The following is a 20368-nucleotide window of genomic DNA, read 5'->3' as shown; positions in this document are numbered from 1 at the left end:
ATAGAAATAATGGAATGAACTCGGTAATTAAGCGGATTTATGGATGTATCGGGAGAGTTTGATTCCCAAATCGGTCCACACAATTTTGGGATTTGCATTTCTTCCTAAATGATAATCGGCGACTGAAATTTCTTCTAAAATGGCTTCAATATTGGCCCCGTGGATATATCTCGAGAACCCTTCCCATTTAAAACCGCCAGAATCTATTTTTTTATAGACTAAATTTTCGCTTCCGTAATTTTGGAGCAGAGCCAATCGAAACATTTCTGAACAATAATCCAGGAAGTTTTTCTGTTTTTCGCGGTTCCAGTCGGCGATATTTTTTGCCCAGAATACAATATTTTTAAGGAATTCGGGTTTCTTTTTCACCTGAAATGCTTCGCGAACCCAGTTGATAAACAGCTGCTCGAACTCGCTATCTGTGTTTTCCGTGTTCAAAAGCTTTTGAGCGATGTTCCAATTTCCTTGCGCTTGAAAAACGATTTCGCGAAGTTTTTCTGCACTGATTTTATATTGATTTTGAATAAAAGATTCCATCGCCTCATCCTGAATTCTTGGGATTTCAACCAGCTGAGTTCGCGAAAGAATGGTAGGCAAAATATTATCGATATTCTCGGCAGTGAGGATGATGTAGGTATCTTTCGGTGGTTCTTCTAGAAATTTCAGGAATTTATTGGCTGCAACATTATTCATTTTGTCGGCTTGCCAAACAATGAGAATCTTGCTGCCACCTTCGAAGCTTTTGAGGGCAAATTTTTTATTCAATTCGTCGATTTCATCGGCATAAATGGTGAGTTGCTTGTTCTGAGATTCCAAAATTCCGCTCCAATCTTCATCGTTGGCATACGGATGTTCGAGGATCATTTCCCGAAAACTTTGCCGGAACGGATCGGTAAGTCCGCTGTTTTTTTCTTTGAAAACTGGAAAACTTATATGCAAATCTAAATGGTTGAGGTGTTCTACTTTGGAGGAAGATAGTTCGTTTTCTCTTCGGAAAATCTCTTTAGAAAATGCCATTGCCAACGGCAAAGTTCCATAACCAGCTTTACCTACGAAGAGCTGCGCATGACCCACTCTCTTGTCTTCAATACTTTCTATAAGGAGGTTTTTGAGTTTCTCCTGACCGACGATTTGTTCCCAATTCATTTTTCAAAGATAAATAATTTTTAGAAGCAATTCATAGCGTTTTAATGAGCATAATCGTTTAGTTAATGCTTCTATTATGACAAGATTTTCAATTATTTTTCTCTATTCATTCAAATAATTATAGATTAATTTTTAATTTTTTTTTGAATTTTGGTATCTTTTCAAATGAAAAATCCGTTCTAGAAGCCCTTAACAAACTTTAACCAAAGTAAATTTCCTCAATTCAGTAATATTTAGGATATTTGCGCATTATTTTTAAAAATAGAGAATGAAAAGAATTTTTGTATTACCGCTGATCGCAACAGGATTTTTCCTCAATGCGCAATCGATTGGTAATTCTCCTTACGCTGCCTTCGGAATTGGGGATGTGAAGTATGATAACACAACTGATGTGAATGCGATGGGCGGCATTTCTACTGCTTATATTTGGGACTTCAATAATAATTTCAATTTCAGTAACCCTGCTGCGAATAAAAATTTGGAACTTACCACTGTAAAAGTAGAAGCGACTAACGAGAATAATTTCTTCAAATCGAATTACGATAACATGAATGTTACCAAACATTCTACCTATCTATCGAATATTACAATAGCATTCCCTATTTCTAGCAAAGTAAAATTTGGTTTGGGTTACCAACCTTACAGCTCCAAAAAATATTCGGTTCTTACCCAAGAAACGTTAGCCGATGAAACCATCAAAGCGAATCTTTTCCGTGGTGAAGGAACTTTGAGCACTGTGCAAGCTGCATTTTCTTATCAGGCTTCTCCGGAATTAGGATTTGGTCTTAGAACCAATTTCTACTTTGGAAATCTTTATGATATCAACGAACTTACCTATAGCAACGCCGAGTTGATCAATGGTTACGAGACCAAAAATAAAATTAAAACCTTTAATTTTACCCTTGGTTCTGCTTATCAGAAAAAATACGGCACTGATAAAAAATTGACTTTAGGAGCAACTTATACTTTTGGTACTACCGGGAAAATGGAAACCAATTATACCAACAGTACCTATTATTATACCGATGGTGTTACCAAATATAACGTAAGCATTATCGACGAAGATTTCAGTTCAGACAAAAACCTAATTCCTATGGAATTCTCATTGGGAGCCGGTTATGGTCGCGATACAAAATGGTTTATAGGAACTCAGTTCGACTTCAAAAAAGGGGAAACTATTCAATTCTTGGGACAACCTTTTGCTAATGAAAATTCTTACAGAATTGCTGCAGGTGGTTGGTTTTTACCAAATTACAACAACTTCCGAAACTATTTTTCCAGAGTTACTTACCGTTACGGAGCTTATTACGAAAAAGGAAATCTAGCAATCAACGGAACCAATATCAATCAGTTTGCTTTAACCGGAGGCGTTACTTTGCCTTTCGAAAACAGAAGTGCAAGCAGAATGAGCGGCATCGATTTGGGAGTTGAAATCGGGAAAAGAGGAACTTTGGATAACAATTTGATCCGCCAAAATTTCATCAACCTAAAAGTCGGAATCAACTTTGCCGATAAATGGTTTGTGAAACGTCTTTATGATTAAAAAATGAAATTTTATAAGCAAATAATATCTAAAAATATAGCCGCCTTCCTAGGTTGTGCTATATTTTTTGGTTTAATTTCATGCGACGAAGACCTTACTCAGGTCAATAAAAACAAAAACACCAATTTCCCTTCGCAAATCATTAATAATGCAAAGATTGTACAACGCGATTCCGGGATGGTAAAGCTGCGTGCTACCGCACCATTAATTGAAAAATACGAGTTTATCGACTCGCCCTACATCGTAGCAAAAAAAGGAATCAACATTCTTTTTTACGACAAGAAAAAACCTACAGTTCCTGGGAAAATCAATGCCAAATACGCTAAATTCGACGAGAAAAAGAAGTTCTACGAAGCAAAAGGAAATGTGAGAATCATCACCAACGAAAACCAGATTTTCGCCATGCAATCAGTGTATTGGGATCAAATAAAAAAAGAAATTTACACCTCCGATACCGTTTTTGTAACCGATAAAGACGGTTCCACACTTGTTGGCGCCAACGGAATGCGTGCAAAAGACGATTTCTCGGCATACACGTTCTACAACAATTCCGGGAATATCAACGCAAAGAAAATCCCTGAAAAAGGAAAATAATTTTTCGTACATTCGGAAAAATCTTTTTCTATGACCTTCAACGCAATCGGCTTAATGTCGGGAACAAGCCTTGACGGGCTTGATATTTGTTGCGCAACCTTCACCAAAGAAAATTCCCGGTGGAAATTCAACATTCAGCATGCGGAAACCCTTCCTTATTCGGATTTTTGGGAGGAATCACTTCGAAATGCCATTCATTTAAATGCGGAAGCTCTTTTGGCTTTAAATTCAGAATACGGATTTTATTTGGGTGAAAAAGTAAAGGAATTCATCACCAATAATTCTTTAAAAAATATAGATTTAATCGCATCTCACGGTCATACTGTTTTTCATCAACCTGAAAAAAAATTTACGCTTCAGATCGGTGACGGAAAAGCGATAAAACTTTTAAATAAAATTCCGGTTGTCTACGATTTCAGAAGTCAGGATGTATTGATGGGCGGAAACGGGGCTCCACTAGTTCCTATTGGCGATGAATTGCTTTTTTCAGATTTTGACGCGTGCATAAATCTCGGTGGATTTTCGAATATTTCTTTTAAAAAAGATGGAAAAAGAATCGCTTTTGATATTTGTCCCGTGAATATTGTTTTGAATAAATTTGCACAACTTCTTCACCAAAAGTATGATGAATACGGAAATATCGCCAAAAATGGAATTATCAATGAAGAGATTTTAGCAACATTAAATTCCATTGAATTTTATCAAAAAACACCACCAAAATCTTTAGGAATTGAGTGGGTGAATGAAAATATTTTCCCGAAATTATTTGATGAAACTCCAGAAAATATTTTGGCAACTTTTACCGAACATATTGCGGATCAAATTGCAACTGTTTTCAATGATTATCAATTGAAAAACGTATTTTTTACCGGCGGCGGAACATATAATTCCTTTTTGCTGGAGAAAATAAAACTCAAAACTGAAACCGAAATCATTGTTCCCGACAAAAGAATTATTGATTTCAAAGAAGCTTTAATCTTCGCATTGATGGGAGTTTTAAGACTTAATAATGAAATAAATGTATTGAGTTCAGCAACAGGAAGTTCCGAAAATCATTCTTCCGGAATAGTCATTTAACTTAAAAATAAAAATTTATGCAAATAGATATCAGAAAATTATCGATCGACGATTATGACGAACTGAAAGAAACGATGCAAAAAGCTTATCCCACGATGTCGGAAAGTATTTGGTCGAAAAAAAGCATCCAAAAACTACTGAAAATCTTCCGAGACGGACAAATCTGCATCACGGTTGATGGGAAAATTGCTGCAGTTGCACTTTCTTTAATTGTTCAATACGAACTGTACGGAGACGATCATACCTACAAAGAGATTACAGGAAATTATACGTTCAACACACATTCCGACACCGGAAATGTGCTATACGGAATCGAAGTTTTTGTGGATCCAGAATACCGAAAATTGCGTTTGGCGCGCAGACTTTATGATGTGAGAAAAGAGCTCTGCGAAACCTTAAATTTAAAATCGATTATGGTGGGTGGAAGAATTCCAAATTATCACCTTCACAGCGCTGAACTTTCGCCGAGAGCGTACATCCAAAAGGTGAGAAATAAGGAAATTTACGATCCTGTTTTGAGTTTTCAATTGGCCAATAATTTTTTGCCGGTAAGAATTTTAAAAAACTATCTTCCGGAAGATGTACATTCAGAAGAGAATGCGGTTTTGCTGCAATGGAACAACATTTATTACAGCAAAAAACCCAATACCATGCAGGATTCGGTAATCCGACTTGGGTTAGTACAATGGCAAATGCGACATTTCAAAACCATCGATGCCTTTTATGAGCAAGTGGAATTTTTCGTGAATGTAATGGCAGATTACAAATCGGATTTTATTTTGTTCCCGGAACTTTTCAACACACCTTTGCTTGCGCCTTTCAACCATCTTTCGGAAAGAGAAAGTATGTTTAAATTGGCTGAACTCACCGAAGAAATCAAACTGAAACTTTCGGAATTTGCAATCGGTTACAACATCAATATTATCGCCGGAAGCATGCCTATTGTGGATAATGGAGAGCTGTATAACATCAGTTATTTGCTGCACCGCGATGGTAAAATCGATGAACATAGAAAAATCCACATCACACCGAACGAAAAGAAATATTACGGAATGAAAGGTGGAAACGAAATAAAGGTGATTGATACCGATTGCGGAAAAGTTGGTTTGGTGATTTGTTACGACGTTGAATTCCCGGAATTACCGAGGATTTTGGCAGATCAAGGAATGAAAATTCTCTTTGTTCCTTACCTTACCGACACGCAGAATGCTTATACCCGAGTTCGTCATTGCGCAGCAGCAAGAGCCATTGAAAATGAATGTTATGTGGCCATCGCGGGTTGTGTAGGAAATTTGCCCGGGGTGAATAATATGGACATCCAGTTTGGTCAAGCGGCGGTTTTCACACCTTCAGATTTTGCGTTTCCTTCAAATGCGATAAAGGGAGAAGCGACGCCGAATACCGAAACTACACTCATTGTGGATGTAGATTTGAATTTATTGAAAGAACTTCATCATTACGGCGCAGTTCGAACAATGTCGGATCGAAGAAGAGACCTGTACGACACTGTCAATCTCAATACGGAAGCAGAATAAAAGAAAAATCCCGAAGTTTTTAATTTCGGGATTTTTTATGTTTAAAGTTTAAATTATTACAGTTTAAAATCGAGTTTTACATTGAAGAATCGACCTGTCAAACGAACCGGAACCGGATAATTGTAATTGGTAGAAACATCATTAATCCACTGGTTTGCAACGGTATTACTGATATTAAATGCATTGAAAATCTGCACCCCCAAAGTCAATTCCTTGAAATTCCCCCAGAAACCGCCGTTCACTTTATTGTCTTTTTGATCGATAAAAACTTTGGACAAACCAATATCAACTCTTTTATAAGAAGGCAAAGTTCTTTGGTATTGATAAGGCGCTTCAAAATCGGGTTTTCCGTTTTCATCCAAAGAAATTGGGGTTCCGGAAGGCAATCCGTTAGCGTAAGTTAAGGTAAGATTTACGCGCATTGAAGGGAATTTAGGCATATAATCCTGATAAAACATCGAGAATCGGAAACGCGGATCCGTCGGTCGTGGAATATATCCTTTTCCATCGATATTTTCATAAACTCTTGCATAGCTCGCAGAAACCCATGAATCAACTCCGGGAACAAACTCTCCGAATAACCTCGCATCCACTCCATACGCATACCCTTCCGAATTATTTTTACCGGAATAGCGAATTCTCACATTGTCCAAATAATACGGAATTAAGTTATCCATTTTCTTGTAATACGCTTCCGTAGTAAGTTTGAAAGGTCTATCGACCATTCGGAATTCAAAATCATTGGACAGAATAACCTGCATCGAACGTTGGGATTTAATTTCCGAATTGAAATTTCCATCCAAATCTTTAATCTCTTTATAGAAAGGCGATTGGTAATAAATTCCACCTGCAATTTTGAAAAGCATATCCATATCCCAATCTGGTTTTATGGCGAATTGCGCTCTCGGTGAAATAATGGTTTCGTCGTTGAAATCCCAGTGAGAAGCCCTCACACCGGCGTTGACGAAAACTCTGTTGGTTCCCCAATAGAATTTTTTAGAAAACTGTGCATACCCGGAAAGTCTGCTCGGCTGAATATGATTGGAACCTGCAATATTGAATTTCAAACGCAAATCATCAGCATTCAAAGTTCCCGGCGTCGTGTAATCAATCGGGGTGCTATATCCCAATGAATCCACAAGTTGCCATTCATTAGTAAGGTCTTTTAGATTTTCTTTTTCGAATTTCACTCCTACTTCAAAATCGGTATTTACATCAGGAGAAAAACGGGATTTCAGTTGTGTTCCGAAGGTTTTTACCAATAAATCGTTTCTCGCGTGATCGATTTGTCCTCCTACATCATACGAAGTTACAGGCTCGCCGGTAATGGGATCGAAAGTTTGTAAGCGATATGCAGAAGCAATCGAATAATATTCTCTTTCACGGTTTTGGTAAGCGAAATTATCTAATGTAAAAGACCATTTATTGTTGGGTTTAAAGTTGATCGATGCAGTTCCCATCATGTTTTTGTAGGCATCATCTTCTTTTCCGTCGTAGAAAACAGTCAGTTTCAAAGGCGTTTGCAAACTTCCGAAATCGACTTCTTTTACCTTTGGAACCATTTCATAATCATTCTTACTGTAATATCCAATGAATGAAATATTCCATTTGTCATTCAATTTATAATTGATATTCGACTGAAAATCCATGTATTGTGGATTGAAATCGGTATCTTCATTCAAAGTATTAAGGACTAAATTGGTGTTTCTGTATCTTCCTGAAAACAAAGCCGAAAACTTCTTATTCTTTGACGCAAAACCTGTTGATAGTCTTCCACCAATTAAACTCGCCTCACCAGCAACCTCAAATTTAGTAGGTTGGCGGTAATAAATATTCAATGCTGAAGACATTTTGTCTCCATATTTCGCTTCAAAACCGCCGGCGGAAAAATTAATCGCTTGAACCATATCGGGATTGATGATGCTCATCCCTTCTTGCAAAGAATTTCGAATCAAAAACGGACGGTAAATTTCAATATCATTGATGTAAATAAGGTTTTCATCATAGTTTCCGCCTCGCACCATGTATTGCGAAGAAAGTTCGGTATTGGAATTCACGGAAGGCAAAGTCTTCAACAATCCTTCAACACCACCGGAAAGCGAAGAAACCTGTTGTGCTTCTTTCGCGGAAATTTCAACAGAAGTTAAATCTGTAATCTTTGGTTTCCCTTTTTTCTGAAAAACCACCTCCTGAATTTGCGATTCTCTTTCAGATTTTACAAATAAAACATTGATATGCTGTACTTTTGGATTGGTTTTAATATTTTTACTAAAACCTCTGAAAGTTTCCTTTTGTACCGAAAGCGTTTCCTCTGAACTGGCAATTGGAATCTTCACAAAACCGTTTCCATCGGTTGTGAAATTTTGGTTATTATAAGAAACATTAGCTTGCGAAACAGGAGTTCCATTCTCGTCAAGAACTTTAAGATTGATCTGCGAAAAAGCAAAAGCCGGCAAAAATACAAGGAGTAAATGGAGTTTTTTCAATGCGGATGATTTAGATTTTAAAGATAACAAAAAATTACAAAATCGCTTCTCTCACTCTGGTTAATTTCTGAAGCAAATCCTCCAATTTGTCAAGTTGCAACATATTTGCACCATCCGAAAGTGCGGTAGCCGGAGTTGGATGTGTTTCCAGGAAAAGTCCGTCTGCTCCAACAGCAATTCCAGCTTTGGCGATGGTTTCAATTAATTCCGGACGACCACCTGTAACGCCGGAATTTTGATTCGGTTGTTGCAAAGAATGCGTTACATCTAAAATCACCGGCGCATAATTTTTCATCGTTGGAATTCCGCGGAAATCCACCACTAAATCGGTATAACCAAAGGTATTCCCACGTTCGATAATCGCAGTTTTGCTGTTGCCAGAATCTACTACTTTTTCCACCGCAAATTTCATGGATTCCGGAGAAAGAAACTGACCTTTCTTCAAGGTGATGCATTTTCCAGTTTTTGCAGCAGCGACCAATAAATCGGTTTGCCTAACCAAAAACGCAGGAATCTGCAATACATCTACATAATTTGCGGCCAAAGCAGCGTGTTCGTTTTCATGGATATCGGTCGTAGTGGGAATATTGAAGGTTTCCCCTACTTTTTTTAGAATTTCCAAAGATTTTTCCTCACCGATGGTCGTGAATGAATCAACGCGGCTTCGGTTGGCTTTCTTGAAACTGCCTTTGAAGATGTACGGAATTTCGAATTTATTGGTAAGTTCTACAACTTTTTCGGCGATTCTCAGTGCCATATCTTCACCTTCAATAATGCACGGACCAGCGATTAGAAAGAAGTTTTTGGAATCTTTGTGATGGATGTTTTCTAAATATTGGATCATGAATGAGTTTTTAAAGTTTAAAACCAATTGAATTACAAAAATACGGATTTTTTCAATGCATCTATTTTTAAGTTTCAGCTAAAATCAATTGATTGTACTTAATAAAAAAAGCGAGCTAAAGCCCGCCTTACATCATTATTTTTTTCAGAACTAAAATTTCTTCATGATTTTTTCAATAGTATTCAAATTTCGGGAAGTGATTTTATTTTTCAAAGATTTTTTGCCTAAAACTTTACCAAAATCGGAATCCAAAGTATTGCCTTTCGGAACTTGCCAATAGAAAATATGCTCAACGATTTGTGCGTTTTCATTTTCTGTTTTTTGCGAATGATCGAATTCTTCCAAAAGCATTTTCCCAGAATTTTCGGTTCCTACAAAAGCGTAAATATGCGAATCTTCTAATTTCTGAAACGGAGAATTTTCAAGAATTGCTTTCACTTCGATTTCGGTTTTAATGAAAAGAAATGCTTCGTAATTGAAATATTCCGACATCGCTTTTTCCAAAATAATTTTTAAATCGGCAGCCGATTTATCAGAGGAAAAAATCAGATTTCCGGTCGCTAAAACCGATGAAACTTCACTCGTTCCGGCATTAGAAAAAACTTTGCAAACTTCTGCCATTTTCATAGATGTTCCGTTGACATTCACCCCGCGGAGAAACGCACAATACTTCACTTTTACTGAGTTGCTTTCATGATCGCATTGGTAATCTGTTCTTCTTTCTCCTTGGAATACGTGGAATCATAAGGATTCATCACATCGAAAAGATAAGTGTAGAAAGGCGTAATTTTCTGTACTTTTTCGGCCTCTTTGAAAGCTTTCTCTTTACCCATCGCCTGCAAATTTTTGGTAAAAGCATTAAAGCGCTGATCAATGGGTTCGATGGATTTCACTAAATAATTGTACCCTTTATCTTTTTGTCCAATTCTATTGTAAGCATCGGAAACTGCAGCAATCACCAATGAATATTCCATCGGTTTGGTGCGCATTTGTTTTGCAACAAATCGTTGTTCATCTGGTGATAGACTGCTGTAATAATCGTATTCGGTGAATATTCCTTTCTTGAGCTCTTCGGCCAATTGCAGACCTTTTTGCTCTTGCCCAGAAACAATGTAGCCGTAAACTATTGAACTCAGCGAGCGAGGATCATCATATTTAGCCACAGGAATTTCTCTGGAAGCCAAATCTAAAACTTCTATTGCTTTTGCTTTTTGTCCGGAAAGTGCAAGCGCTTCTGCTGCACGACTTGCTGAACTTCTGTAACTTACAATATTCTGGGTACAGGTTTCATCAAAATGAGTACTTAAATCCTTGAAATTGCCCCACTTGTAGTTTTTAACAATATTATATAATGAATTTCCATCTACTCTACCCAATTCTCCATCTTCGCGTTCTTCGGTATAAATCGGAACTAAACGATAGCTGAAACCATCATACTGCAAATAATTGCTGAGATAGAAGATATTTTCAGGATCATAAATTCCGCCGGTGGAGAAATTGATAGGTCTTTTCCAATCGAAATTTGCCAGAATATCGAGCATCATCAGATTATTTTTGAACATGCTGTTGCTCTTATAATCGATAGTGATATGATCCACCGCTTGTGCGGCATCACTTGCTTTCATAATTCCGGATTTCACGGCGTTGGCTTTGTTTACCGGTAAAACAAATTTAGAAACAGGCAAGAAATTAAATTTTTCATATTTTGCCTCACCAAAAAGCATCTTTAGGATTTGATCTTTATCATCAGATTTTGTCTTGATGAAATTCATGGCTTCTTTTAAAGTCATTGAATCTTGGACAAGGAACTTTCGGAAACCGGCAAAAGTAGTTTCCGGAGCACCCTGATCTTTCAGGTTGGCAAAGACGTTTTTCCAATCTTCCGGGCTCATCAGGTAAATCTGATCATTGGTGCCGTCGCGATAATCTTCATGCATTAAGGATGAAGGAACAGGCATAGAATTATAGGTTCTTCTTTTCACTTGGTCGATATTCCACGGTGTAGAAAGTAGCGTGAAATTTACCACTTTCACGTCATCTCGAAAGCCGGAAGTTTCCTGCAACCCCCAAATTGGGTAGGTATCATTATCACCATAAACAAAAAGAATATCGTTTTTAGGTAAAGATTTCAGCGTTGAGTATGCATAATCGTAAGCTGCGCGTCTTCCGCTTCTGTCGTGTACATTATAGTTCTGAAAACCCATCATGAAAGGAACTCCTAACAATACAATTCCTGCAACGACATTCGCAACATTCGATTTTACTTTTTCCTGAATAAACCACAAAATCGCGGCTGCTCCTAAACCGATCCAAATCGCGAAAGCATAAAATGAACCTACCATAGCGTAATCTCTTTCACGCACCTCGAAGGGTTTTACCCCAGTATAAAAAATAATTCCGACGCTGGTTAAGATAAATAATGCCAGAATTGCGTAAAATCTTCCGAAATCTCTGTTAAGCTGGAAAAAGAAACCAAGCAACCCAAGAATTAATGGTAAAAAGAAAAACGCAACCGTACTTTCATTTTTAAATTTCGCGGGCATTTTACTCTGGTCTCCCCACAAAGCATTATCGATGAAAGGAATCCCGGAAATCCAGTTTCCACGGTTATTTTCCATGTGTCCCTCGAGGTCGTTTTGTCTTCCAACGAAATTCCACATCAGGTATCTTACAAAGTAATATCCGTTTTGGAAAGTGAAGAAATAATCTAAATTTTGGCTTAAAGAAGGTCTTTGAACATTGATTAAATTATAAGGTTTCACGGAAAGATAATCATCTGCAGTAATACTTCCTTCTTCATATTTCTTTCTTAAATCTTGAAAAATCTTTTGCGCTTCCGGGTTTTCTGCGATCTCATCATTGGCATAATTAAATGAAAAATCGGGTGCGCCGTACATCGAAATGTAGTTTGCCATCACCGCTTTGTCTTCATTAAACATTCTCGGCATGAAACTCACATGATCTGGGCTGTACACGTAATTAAAACGCTCACCTACTTTGCGGTAAGTTCCTGTTTGCGCGTCTTTTTCATAAACATCACCTGTTTTTTTGGTTTTATAGCTTCCGTCTTCGTTTTTCTGAATTCCATTCGCATCAAGATAAGCGGTATAATTTTGTCCATAGAAAGTTGGCCAATCTCCGTACTGCTCACGGTTGTAGTAATCGAGCATTCCGATTGCGTTGTCCGGATTGTTTAGGTTCATCGGTGGATTAGCGTTTGCACGAATCGGAATGACCATCCAACAGGAGAAACCAATAATCATAAAAATCACTGAAAGCGCAATGGTTTGATAGATTTTTTTACCGGATTTCTTAGCATATTTTAAAGCAAAATAACACATAGAAATTAGGATAATAAATGCGATAATTGTTCCTGAATGGAAAGGTAAACCGATTCCATTTACCGCGAAAATCTCCGTCTTGCCAAAAAGCGTCATAATCAAAGGGAAAATTCCTTTGAAAACAATAGCTAATATGATTAAGGTAAATACATTTGCCCAAATAAAACTCTTCCAAGTAAATTCGTAATTTCTAGCATAATAAATCAAACAAACTGCCGGGATCGCAAGCATTCCCATCATGTGAACACCTACGGATAGGCCTGTGACAAAGAATATTAAGATAATCCATCTTTCGTTATCGGCATCATGATATTCGTTTTCCCACTTGGTAATCAACCAAACCAAAAGTGCGATAAACAATGAAGCCATCGAATAAACTTCACCTTCAACCGCCGAAAACCAAAAAGTATCCGAAAAAGTGAAACACAAAGCTCCAATAGCTCCGGCAAAAAGAATTGAAATCTCCTGACGGGTAGTGATTTGATCAAAATCTTTATTAAGAAGTCTTCGCACCAAATGAGTAATCGTCCAAAACAAAAGTAGAACGGTCAACGCACTGAATAACGCAGACATCGCATTGATTACCACGGAATAATTTTCACCATTTCCGAAAGCAAACATCGCCGCAACCGCACCTATCAGCTGGAAAAGAGCCGCGCCTGGAGCATGGGTAACTTCCAGTTTGCTAGCCGAAGCAATATATTCTCCGGTATCCCAAAAACTGAAATTAGGCTCAATAGTTGACAGATAAGTAATAAAAGCAATTACGAACATCACCCATCCAGTAAGGGTATTCCATTGTTTAAAAGACCAATTTTTCATATATAAATTCAATCTTGCGAAAATAAGGTTTTTAATTTATTAAGAATTGATTTTAACAAAATTTAAATGAAAAATTGTTTTTCAATTCCACAAATTTTCACTAAAAATTTTACAAAAAATGTTGAGAATCACTACCAAACAATCATATCCTATTAATTTAGTTATTTTTTTATTTTATTTTTGTATTTTTGCAGACGGATTTATAGAGAAAAATGACGAAAAATGACTAATGTTCACGATAATATTCTGGGATTAATCGGTAAAACACCTTTAGTAAAACTAAATACTGTTACCAAAGACATTGCTGGTACGGTTTATGCCAAACTAGAATCATATAATCCCGGCCACTCTACCAAAGACCGAATCGCCATCCATATTATAGAAGCTGCCGAAAAAAAAGGCCTTCTGAAACCTGGCTCTACAATTGTAGAAACCACTTCCGGAAATACCGGTTTTTCGATTGCGATGGTATCAATCATCAAAGGTTACAAATGTATTTTAGCTGTAAGCAATAAAACTAAAAAAGAGAAGATTGCTTATTTAAAAGCTTTAGGAGCAACAGTATATATTTGCCCAGCAAATGTTCCGGCAGACGATCCTAGATCTTATTATGAAGTTGCGAAAAGAATTGCTTCAGAAACCCCAAACTCGATTTATATCAATCAGTATTTTAATGAATTGAATATTGATGCACATTACCAAACAACAGGTCCGGAAATTTGGGAGCAAACCGAAGGAAAAATCACCCACCTTATAGCTTGTACCGGAACCGGAGGAACACTATCAGGATCTGCTAAATTTTTGAAAGAAAAAAATCCTAACATCAAAGTAATCGGTGTAGACGCATCGGGATCAATCTTGAAAGGATTCCACGAAACAGGGAAAATCAATAAAGATGAAATTCATCCTTACCAAATCGAAGGTATGGGAAAAAATTTAATCCCGGCCGCTTTACTTTTTGATAAAGTAGATGAATTTGTAAGAGTAAATGATGAAATGTCGGCATACAGAACCCGAGAAATCGCTTTAAAAGAAGCAATTATGGGCGGTTATACCACTGGTGCAGTTACTCAAGGGCTTTTGCAATATGCCAATTCTCACGAATTTTCCAAAAATGATGTGGTAGTTGCAATTTTCCCGGATCACGGTTCCAGATACATCACCAAAGTTTATAGTGATAAGTGGATGGAAGAACAAGGATTCATCAATAATTGTGTACATAATTACGATGAAGTTTTCAAAACAGAAATCATCAAATAATTCATTAATAAAAGCATTGGAAAACCTTTTTGTATCACACAAAAAGGTTTTTCATATCAAATTTTGTTAACTTTGCCAATACTTAATTTTTATTTTTAAATAAATACATAATGACAGATATTTTTGATCGGTTACGACAAAACCCTGGACCGCTCGGTCAGTTTGCAGATTATGCGGAAGGATATTTCGTTTTTCCTAAATTAGAAGGCCCTATCGGTCCTAGAATGAGATTTCAAGGAAGAGAAGTTGTTTTCTGGAGTGCGAATGATTATTTAGGTCTTTGCAACCACCCGGAAGTTTTAGAAGCTGATGCCAAAGCTGCTGCCGAATACGGAATGTTTTATCCGATGGGAGCTCGCGCGATGTCCGGAGAAACCGAACAACATCAGCAATTGGAAAGAGAGCTCGCAGAATTTGTAGGTAAAGAATCAGCTTATCTTTTGAATTTTGGTTACCAAGGAATGGTTTCTACCATCGATGCATTGGTTTCCCGCCATGATGTTATCGTTTATGATGCCGATTCACACGCTTGTATCGTAGATGGTGTGCGTCTTCACATGGGTAAAAGCTTTACCTTTAAACATAATGATATCGCGAGTTTAGAAAAAAATCTTGCCCGTGCGACCAAAGTAGCAGAAGAGCAAGGAGGCGGAATCTTGGTTATCACCGAGGGCGTTTTCGGAATGCGCGGAATGCAAGGAAAAATCAAAGAAATTTGTGAGTTAAAATCAAAATTCAACTTCCGACTTTTAGTTGATGATGCACACGGTTTCGGAACTTTAGGAGCAACTGGTGCGGGTGCAGGTGAAGAACAAGGTTGCCAAGATCAAATCGACGTTTATTTCTCAACTTTTGCAAAATCAATGGCCGGTTTCGGTGCATTTATCGCTGGTGATAAAGATATTATCCGAATTTTAAAATACAATCTTCGTTCACAAGTTTTTGCTAAATCTTTAACCATGCCAATGGTTATCGGAGGTTTGAAAAGATTGGATTTACTTCGTTCAAGACCGGAAATTAAAGCAAAACTTTGGGAAAATGTAAACAAATTACAAAATGGTCTTAAAGAAAGAGGATTCAATTTAGGAAACACCAATACTTGCGTAACTCCTGTAATGATGCAGGGTTCAACCGTTGAAGCAACTCTTCTTGTAAAAGATTTAAGAGAAAACTACGGAATCTTCACTTCTGTGGTAATTTACCCGGTAATTCCAAAAGGAATGATCCTTTTGAGATTGATTCCAACAGCTTCTCATACCGACGCTGAAATCAACGAAACTTTAGAAGCATTCGATGCAATTCACGATAAATTAACCTCCGGATTCTACAAAGAGCAGGAGCAAAAATTATTGGAAGAAAAAGGTTTATCCTTTAAAGCATCATAGAATTTTTCAAAGAAATTTATAAAATTATAAACCGCTTGAAAAATTCAAGCGGTTTTTTTATACCCCAACAAAAAACACAATATCATGAAACAAATATTGATTACCAAACAAGATTTTACCCGAATTCATAAATCCATCAGCGATGCAAAACAGAACAACAGCATCAAAAAAGAAGATGCTGAAAAACTATTGAATGAACTTCACTCTGCTAAAATTGTGGAATCCGAAGAAATTCCCGCTGATGTGGTGACCATGAATTCTGTAGTGAAAATTCATTTTGAAAACAATAAAACAGTTACAGAATTCAAAATTGTTTACCCTGATCAAGCCGATATTAAAGCAAAAAAAATCTCTATTTTCTCGCCGGTTGCATCGGCATTAATCGGTTATAGCGTGAAAGATGAAATCGATTGGCTCGTTCCTTCCGGAATGACCAAAATTATTATTGATGAAATTATTTATCAACCCGAAGCCGCCGGAGATTTCGATTTGTAATAATTAATAAATATTTGGTTTATTAAAATTTTCCTCAAACCATAAAAGGCACAAAATAAGTGTGAACCATTTACTTTCTAAAGGAAAAAAGGAAATTTGCTTACCTTATTTTTTCCTTTAAAATATATTTTATTTTTCTTAAAATAAAAATTTTTGTGCCTTCCGATCCCGAAAGTTTTCGGGATCGGAATGTAATTAGAAATATTCCTTTATAATTTAGTTTGGAGTTTCTGTTTCGGCTTCTGCCATTTTCATTTTACTCAATCTTGGCTGCAGGATTTTCGCAATCAATCCCGTCCAACCCGTTTGGTGAGATGCACCAACTCCTCTCCCATTATCACCATGAAAATATTCGTAAAATAAAATATAATCTTTGAAATTTTCATCTTCCTGAAATCTCGGATATTGCCCATTAAAAGCACGATTTCCATTTTCATCTTTCAAAAATATTTTAGACAGCCGACTTCCTAATTCATCTGCAATTTCATCTAAATTGGCAAAATTTCCGCTTCCTGTGGGATATTCTATCATAAAATCGGGACTGTAATAAAAGAAAAACCGCTGCAAACTTTCGATAATTAAAAAATTGATGGGAAACCAAATGGGTCCGCGCCAATTGCTGTTGCCACCAAAAAGCCCGCTATCGCTTTCTGCTGGCGTATATTTTATGGAATAATCAATATCATTCAAATGAATTTGAAAGGGTTTATCCTCATAAATTTTGGAGAGCGAACGAACGCCATAATCGCTCAGGAATTCCTTTTCATCGAGCATTCGTGCTAACAATCTTTTCAATCGATGGCCACGAAGCAAACTGAGCAAATGTTTGGAATCTTGCCCTTTCACTTCCCAGTGGGAAACCAGCGCAGCGAGTTCGGGTTTGTTCTCCATAATCCAATCCATTCGCGCTTTGAATAATGGGAGTTTCTCCAGCATTTCGTCTTCAATTACTTCAACGGCAAACATCGGAATAAGCCCAACAATTGTTCGTAATCTCAAAAACATGCGCTCGCCTTCATTGGTTGATATTGCGTCGTAGAAAAATTCGTCTTCTTCGTCCCAAAGCGAAAAATCGTATTCTCCCATATTATCCAATGCATTGGCGATGTAGAGAAAATGCTCGAAAAACTTGGTCGCCATTTCTTCATAAATGTGGTTATACTGCGCCAATTCTATCGAGATTCGCATCATATTCAGTGCAAACATTGCCATCCAACTTGTTCCGTCGGCTTGTTCCAACCTTTGCCCGTTTGGCAAGGTGTCGCTTCTATCGAAAATTCCCACATTATCGAGTCCCAAAAATCCGCCTTCAAAAATATTGTTTCCGTTGCTGTCTTTTTTGTTGACCCACCAAGTGAAATTCAATAATAATTTTTGAAAAACGGTTTCCAGAAACTCGAGATCGGGTTTTCCTTTTAAAGCCTCATCAATTTTAAAAATCCTGAAAACTGCCCAAGCGTGAACCGGCGGGTTTACATCGGAAAAATTCCATTCGTACGCCGGGAGTTGCCCGTTCGGGTGCATATACCAATCGAGGGTAAAAAGTTTGAGTTGCTGCTTGGCAAAATCGGGATCAATTAAGGAAAAACTCAAAGTATGAAAAGCCAAATCCCAAGTCGCATACCACGGATATTCCCATTTGTCGGGCATGGAAATGATGTCGAAATTATTAAGATGAGTCCACTCAAAATTGCGAATTTTCTCTCGAGATTTCGGTGGCTTTATTTCAGCTGGATCGCCTTTTAACCATTTTGAAACATTATAATGATAAAATTGTTTGTTCCACAACATTCCTGCAAATGCTTGTCGCTGCACCATTTTTTCATCTTCACTTTTAATTCCATTTTGAATATCGGCATAAAATTCATCTGCTTCTTCTTTTCTTTTATTAAAAATTTCATCAAAATCTTTGAAAGGTTCATTTAAGTCTTGATCAGAAAGGCGAAACTCAAAAACCTGTGAAGTCTCAGCAGAAATCATCTCATCAATGAGAAAGGAAGCTTTGGTTCCTGTGTTTTTTTCATTGATGAAATCTGCTTTTCCAGAGATGATAAAATTATTAATTCCATCTTTCGGAAATGAGGTTTTGTTGGGTGACTGATAGAGTTTTACGGCATTGGTTTCATTATCGCAAAAGAGCGTTTTGGAAGATTTTTTTGCATAAAAATTTTTGAAATCTACTTTTTCTCTTTCGATTGTAATATGGTCGGTTTTTTCAGATTTCAGATTAGGTTTGTAATCGTCATAACCCCAATTCCAGGTGTTTCGAAACCAAATTGTTGGGAGTAAAATGATTGGAGAATCGGTTTTCGATTTATTATTGACGGTAATTTTTACTAAAATATCGGTGGGCGAACTTTTGGCATATTCTATAAAAATATCGAAATATTCATTTTGATCGAAAACACCTGTATCAATAAGTTCATACTCCGCTTCTTGCTTATTTCTGTCTGCATTTTTTTGAATTAATTCATCATAAGGAAAAGCATTTTGAGGATATTTGTACAACATTTTCATATAGGAATGAGTGGGAGTATTATCTAAATAATAGAAATATTCTTTTACATCTTCCCCGTGATTTCCTTGTCCGTTGGTCAAACCAAAAAACCGTTCTTTGACCATTTTGTCTTTTTTATTCCAAAGACCGAGGGAAAAAACCATGAGTTGCTTGTCATCGCAAATTCCACAAATTCCTTCTTCACCCCATCGATAAGTTCTTGCTTCTGCGGTGTCATGAGTAGTAAAATTCCAAGCGTCGCCATTTGCGCTATAATCTTCGCGAACCAAACCCCATTCTCGATTGCTTACATAAGGTCCCCATTTTTTCCAGAAAATATCAGGGATTCGTTTACTTTCTTCGGTCATTTTTGGAATTTTTTTTAAATTTAAAATTGAGTTTTTACAGAATAAAAAATTATCCGCCTGTAGAAAAACTTTCGAAAGTCGTCATTCCGCCATCGATGAAAATACTTGCGCCGGTAATATAATCTGAAAGATCACTTGCAAGAAATACCGCCAGATTTCCTATATCTTGCGGTTGACCAATTCGGTTGTAAGGAATTAAAGTGAGCAAAGAATTTAATGCTTCTGGCGTGTTCCAAGCATTGGTATTGATGGGAGTTTGAATGGCGCCGGGACAAATCGAATTCACCCGAATTTTATCTGCGCCATATTCCTGCGCCAAAGTTTGCATCATCATTCGAATTGCGCCTTTGCTGGAAGCATAATTGGCGTGTCCTGCCCAAGGAATAATTTCGTGAACGGAAGAAATATGAATAATTTTCCCACATGCTACAGATTTTGATGGATCGATTCCTCGGCGAAGAAATTCTTTGATGGCTTCTCTTGCACAAAGAAACTGCCCAGTAAGATTCACTCCAATCACAGCATTCCATTGATCAATGGTCATTTCAGTAAATTTCGCATCTTTTTGGATTCCGGCATTGTTGACTAAAATATCAACCGTTCCAAATTGGGAAACTACATCTTGAAACATTTTGATGACTTCCTCTTCTTTGGAAACATCGCATTGGCAAACAATTCCTTTTCCGCCAGCATCTGTAATTTCTTTTAAAACTAAATTTGCCTGATCTAATGCGCCAGCAAACGGATAATTGACGACGACTGTTGCGCCAGCTTCTGCCATCGATTTTGCAATTCCGGCTCCAATTCCGCTGGAAGAACCTGTGATAATAGCGATTTGGTTTTTTAAAGAAATTTCCATGCTTATTGATTTGATTTTAAAAAAAATGGTGGCTCATGAAATCTTCTGTTCAAAAAATTGCAAGAAAATTACTAAGCCTTTATCAAATTTAAGAAAATCATAAGTTTTAATTTCAA

General features: G+C 37.1%; 14 protein-coding genes. 7 read left to right on the top strand and 7 right to left on the bottom strand.

What is annotated here, in order from left to right:
* Positions 1-27: 27 nt before the first annotated feature.
* The gene (locus H0S70_RS03530) at positions 28-1146 is read right to left on the bottom strand and encodes a DNA polymerase III subunit (RefSeq protein WP_188321724.1); all 1119 of its coding nucleotides are present in this window, start codon (positions 1144-1146) and stop codon (positions 28-30) included.
* Positions 1147-1414: 268 nt separating this feature from the next.
* On the opposite strand from H0S70_RS03530, the gene H0S70_RS03525 reads away from it, so the two are divergent.
* Genes H0S70_RS03525 through H0S70_RS03510 form a run of 4 tightly spaced genes read left to right on the top strand, consistent with a single transcriptional unit; the run spans position 1415 to position 5895 of the window.
* Positions 1415-2689: a hypothetical protein gene (locus H0S70_RS03525; protein ID WP_188321723.1), complete on the top strand. Its 1275-nt coding sequence runs from the start codon at positions 1415-1417 to the stop codon at positions 2687-2689.
* Between the two features lie 3 nt (positions 2690-2692).
* Positions 2693-3283, top strand: coding sequence for an LPS export ABC transporter periplasmic protein LptC (gene lptC / locus H0S70_RS03520; RefSeq protein ID WP_123904749.1), 591 nt, complete (start codon positions 2693-2695; stop codon positions 3281-3283).
* A 30-nt stretch (positions 3284-3313) separates the two neighbouring features.
* Positions 3314-4360, top strand: a complete 1047-nt coding sequence (locus H0S70_RS03515; protein ID WP_188321722.1) for an anhydro-N-acetylmuramic acid kinase — start codon at positions 3314-3316, stop codon at positions 4358-4360.
* Between the two features lie 17 nt (positions 4361-4377).
* Positions 4378-5895 (top strand): carbon-nitrogen hydrolase family protein, encoded by a 1518-nt coding sequence (locus H0S70_RS03510; RefSeq protein WP_188321721.1) that lies wholly within the window; start codon positions 4378-4380, stop codon positions 5893-5895.
* 56 nt (positions 5896-5951) lie between these two features.
* Here the strand turns inward: H0S70_RS03510 and H0S70_RS03505 are convergent, their stop codons facing one another.
* From H0S70_RS03505 to H0S70_RS03490, 4 genes are all read right to left on the bottom strand, one after another.
* On the bottom strand, positions 5952-8129 hold the full coding sequence (locus H0S70_RS03505) for a TonB-dependent receptor plug domain-containing protein (RefSeq protein WP_228453828.1): 2178 nt from the start codon (positions 8127-8129) through the stop codon (positions 5952-5954).
* 286 nt (positions 8130-8415) lie between these two features.
* On the bottom strand, positions 8416-9225 hold the full coding sequence (gene kdsA / locus H0S70_RS03500) for a 3-deoxy-8-phosphooctulonate synthase (RefSeq protein ID WP_188321720.1): 810 nt from the start codon (positions 9223-9225) through the stop codon (positions 8416-8418).
* Between the two features lie 150 nt (positions 9226-9375).
* Positions 9376-9900, bottom strand: a complete 525-nt coding sequence (locus tag H0S70_RS03495; RefSeq protein WP_188321719.1) for a DUF1697 domain-containing protein — start codon at positions 9898-9900, stop codon at positions 9376-9378.
* A gap of 2 nt (positions 9901-9902) precedes the next feature.
* Positions 9903-13388 carry a glycosyltransferase family 117 protein gene (locus tag H0S70_RS03490; RefSeq protein ID WP_188321718.1) on the bottom strand — a complete coding sequence of 1162 codons (3486 nt, stop codon included), beginning with the start codon at positions 13386-13388 and terminating at the stop codon, positions 9903-9905.
* A 222-nt stretch (positions 13389-13610) separates the two neighbouring features.
* Here H0S70_RS03490 and H0S70_RS03485 point away from each other — a divergent pair, with 222 nt between their 5' ends.
* From H0S70_RS03485 to rnk, 3 genes are all read left to right on the top strand, one after another.
* Positions 13611-14648, top strand: a complete 1038-nt coding sequence (locus tag H0S70_RS03485) for a PLP-dependent cysteine synthase family protein (protein WP_188321717.1) — start codon at positions 13611-13613, stop codon at positions 14646-14648.
* A gap of 110 nt (positions 14649-14758) precedes the next feature.
* Positions 14759-16033, top strand: a complete 1275-nt coding sequence (locus H0S70_RS03480; RefSeq protein ID WP_188321716.1) for an aminotransferase class I/II-fold pyridoxal phosphate-dependent enzyme — start codon at positions 14759-14761, stop codon at positions 16031-16033.
* An 84-nt stretch (positions 16034-16117) separates the two neighbouring features.
* The gene (rnk, locus tag H0S70_RS03475; RefSeq protein ID WP_188321715.1) at positions 16118-16528 is read left to right on the top strand and encodes a nucleoside diphosphate kinase regulator; all 411 of its coding nucleotides are present in this window, start codon (positions 16118-16120) and stop codon (positions 16526-16528) included.
* A gap of 216 nt (positions 16529-16744) precedes the next feature.
* On the opposite strand, the gene H0S70_RS03470 is transcribed toward rnk, so the two are convergent.
* Together H0S70_RS03470 and H0S70_RS03465 are read right to left on the bottom strand one after the other, a co-directional pair.
* Positions 16745-19393, bottom strand: a complete 2649-nt coding sequence (locus H0S70_RS03470) for an MGH1-like glycoside hydrolase domain-containing protein (RefSeq protein WP_188321714.1) — start codon at positions 19391-19393, stop codon at positions 16745-16747.
* 49 nt (positions 19394-19442) lie between these two features.
* On the bottom strand, positions 19443-20252 hold the full coding sequence (locus tag H0S70_RS03465) for a glucose 1-dehydrogenase (protein ID WP_188321713.1): 810 nt from the start codon (positions 20250-20252) through the stop codon (positions 19443-19445).
* Positions 20253-20368: the final 116 nt, after the last annotated feature.

This window comes from Chryseobacterium manosquense (genome assembly GCF_014623485.1).
Classification (GTDB): Bacteria; Bacteroidota; Bacteroidia; order Flavobacteriales; family Weeksellaceae; genus Kaistella; species Kaistella haifensis.
The sequence above is the reverse complement of the archived record's forward strand: the minus strand, read 5'-3'. Positions and strand labels throughout refer to the sequence as shown.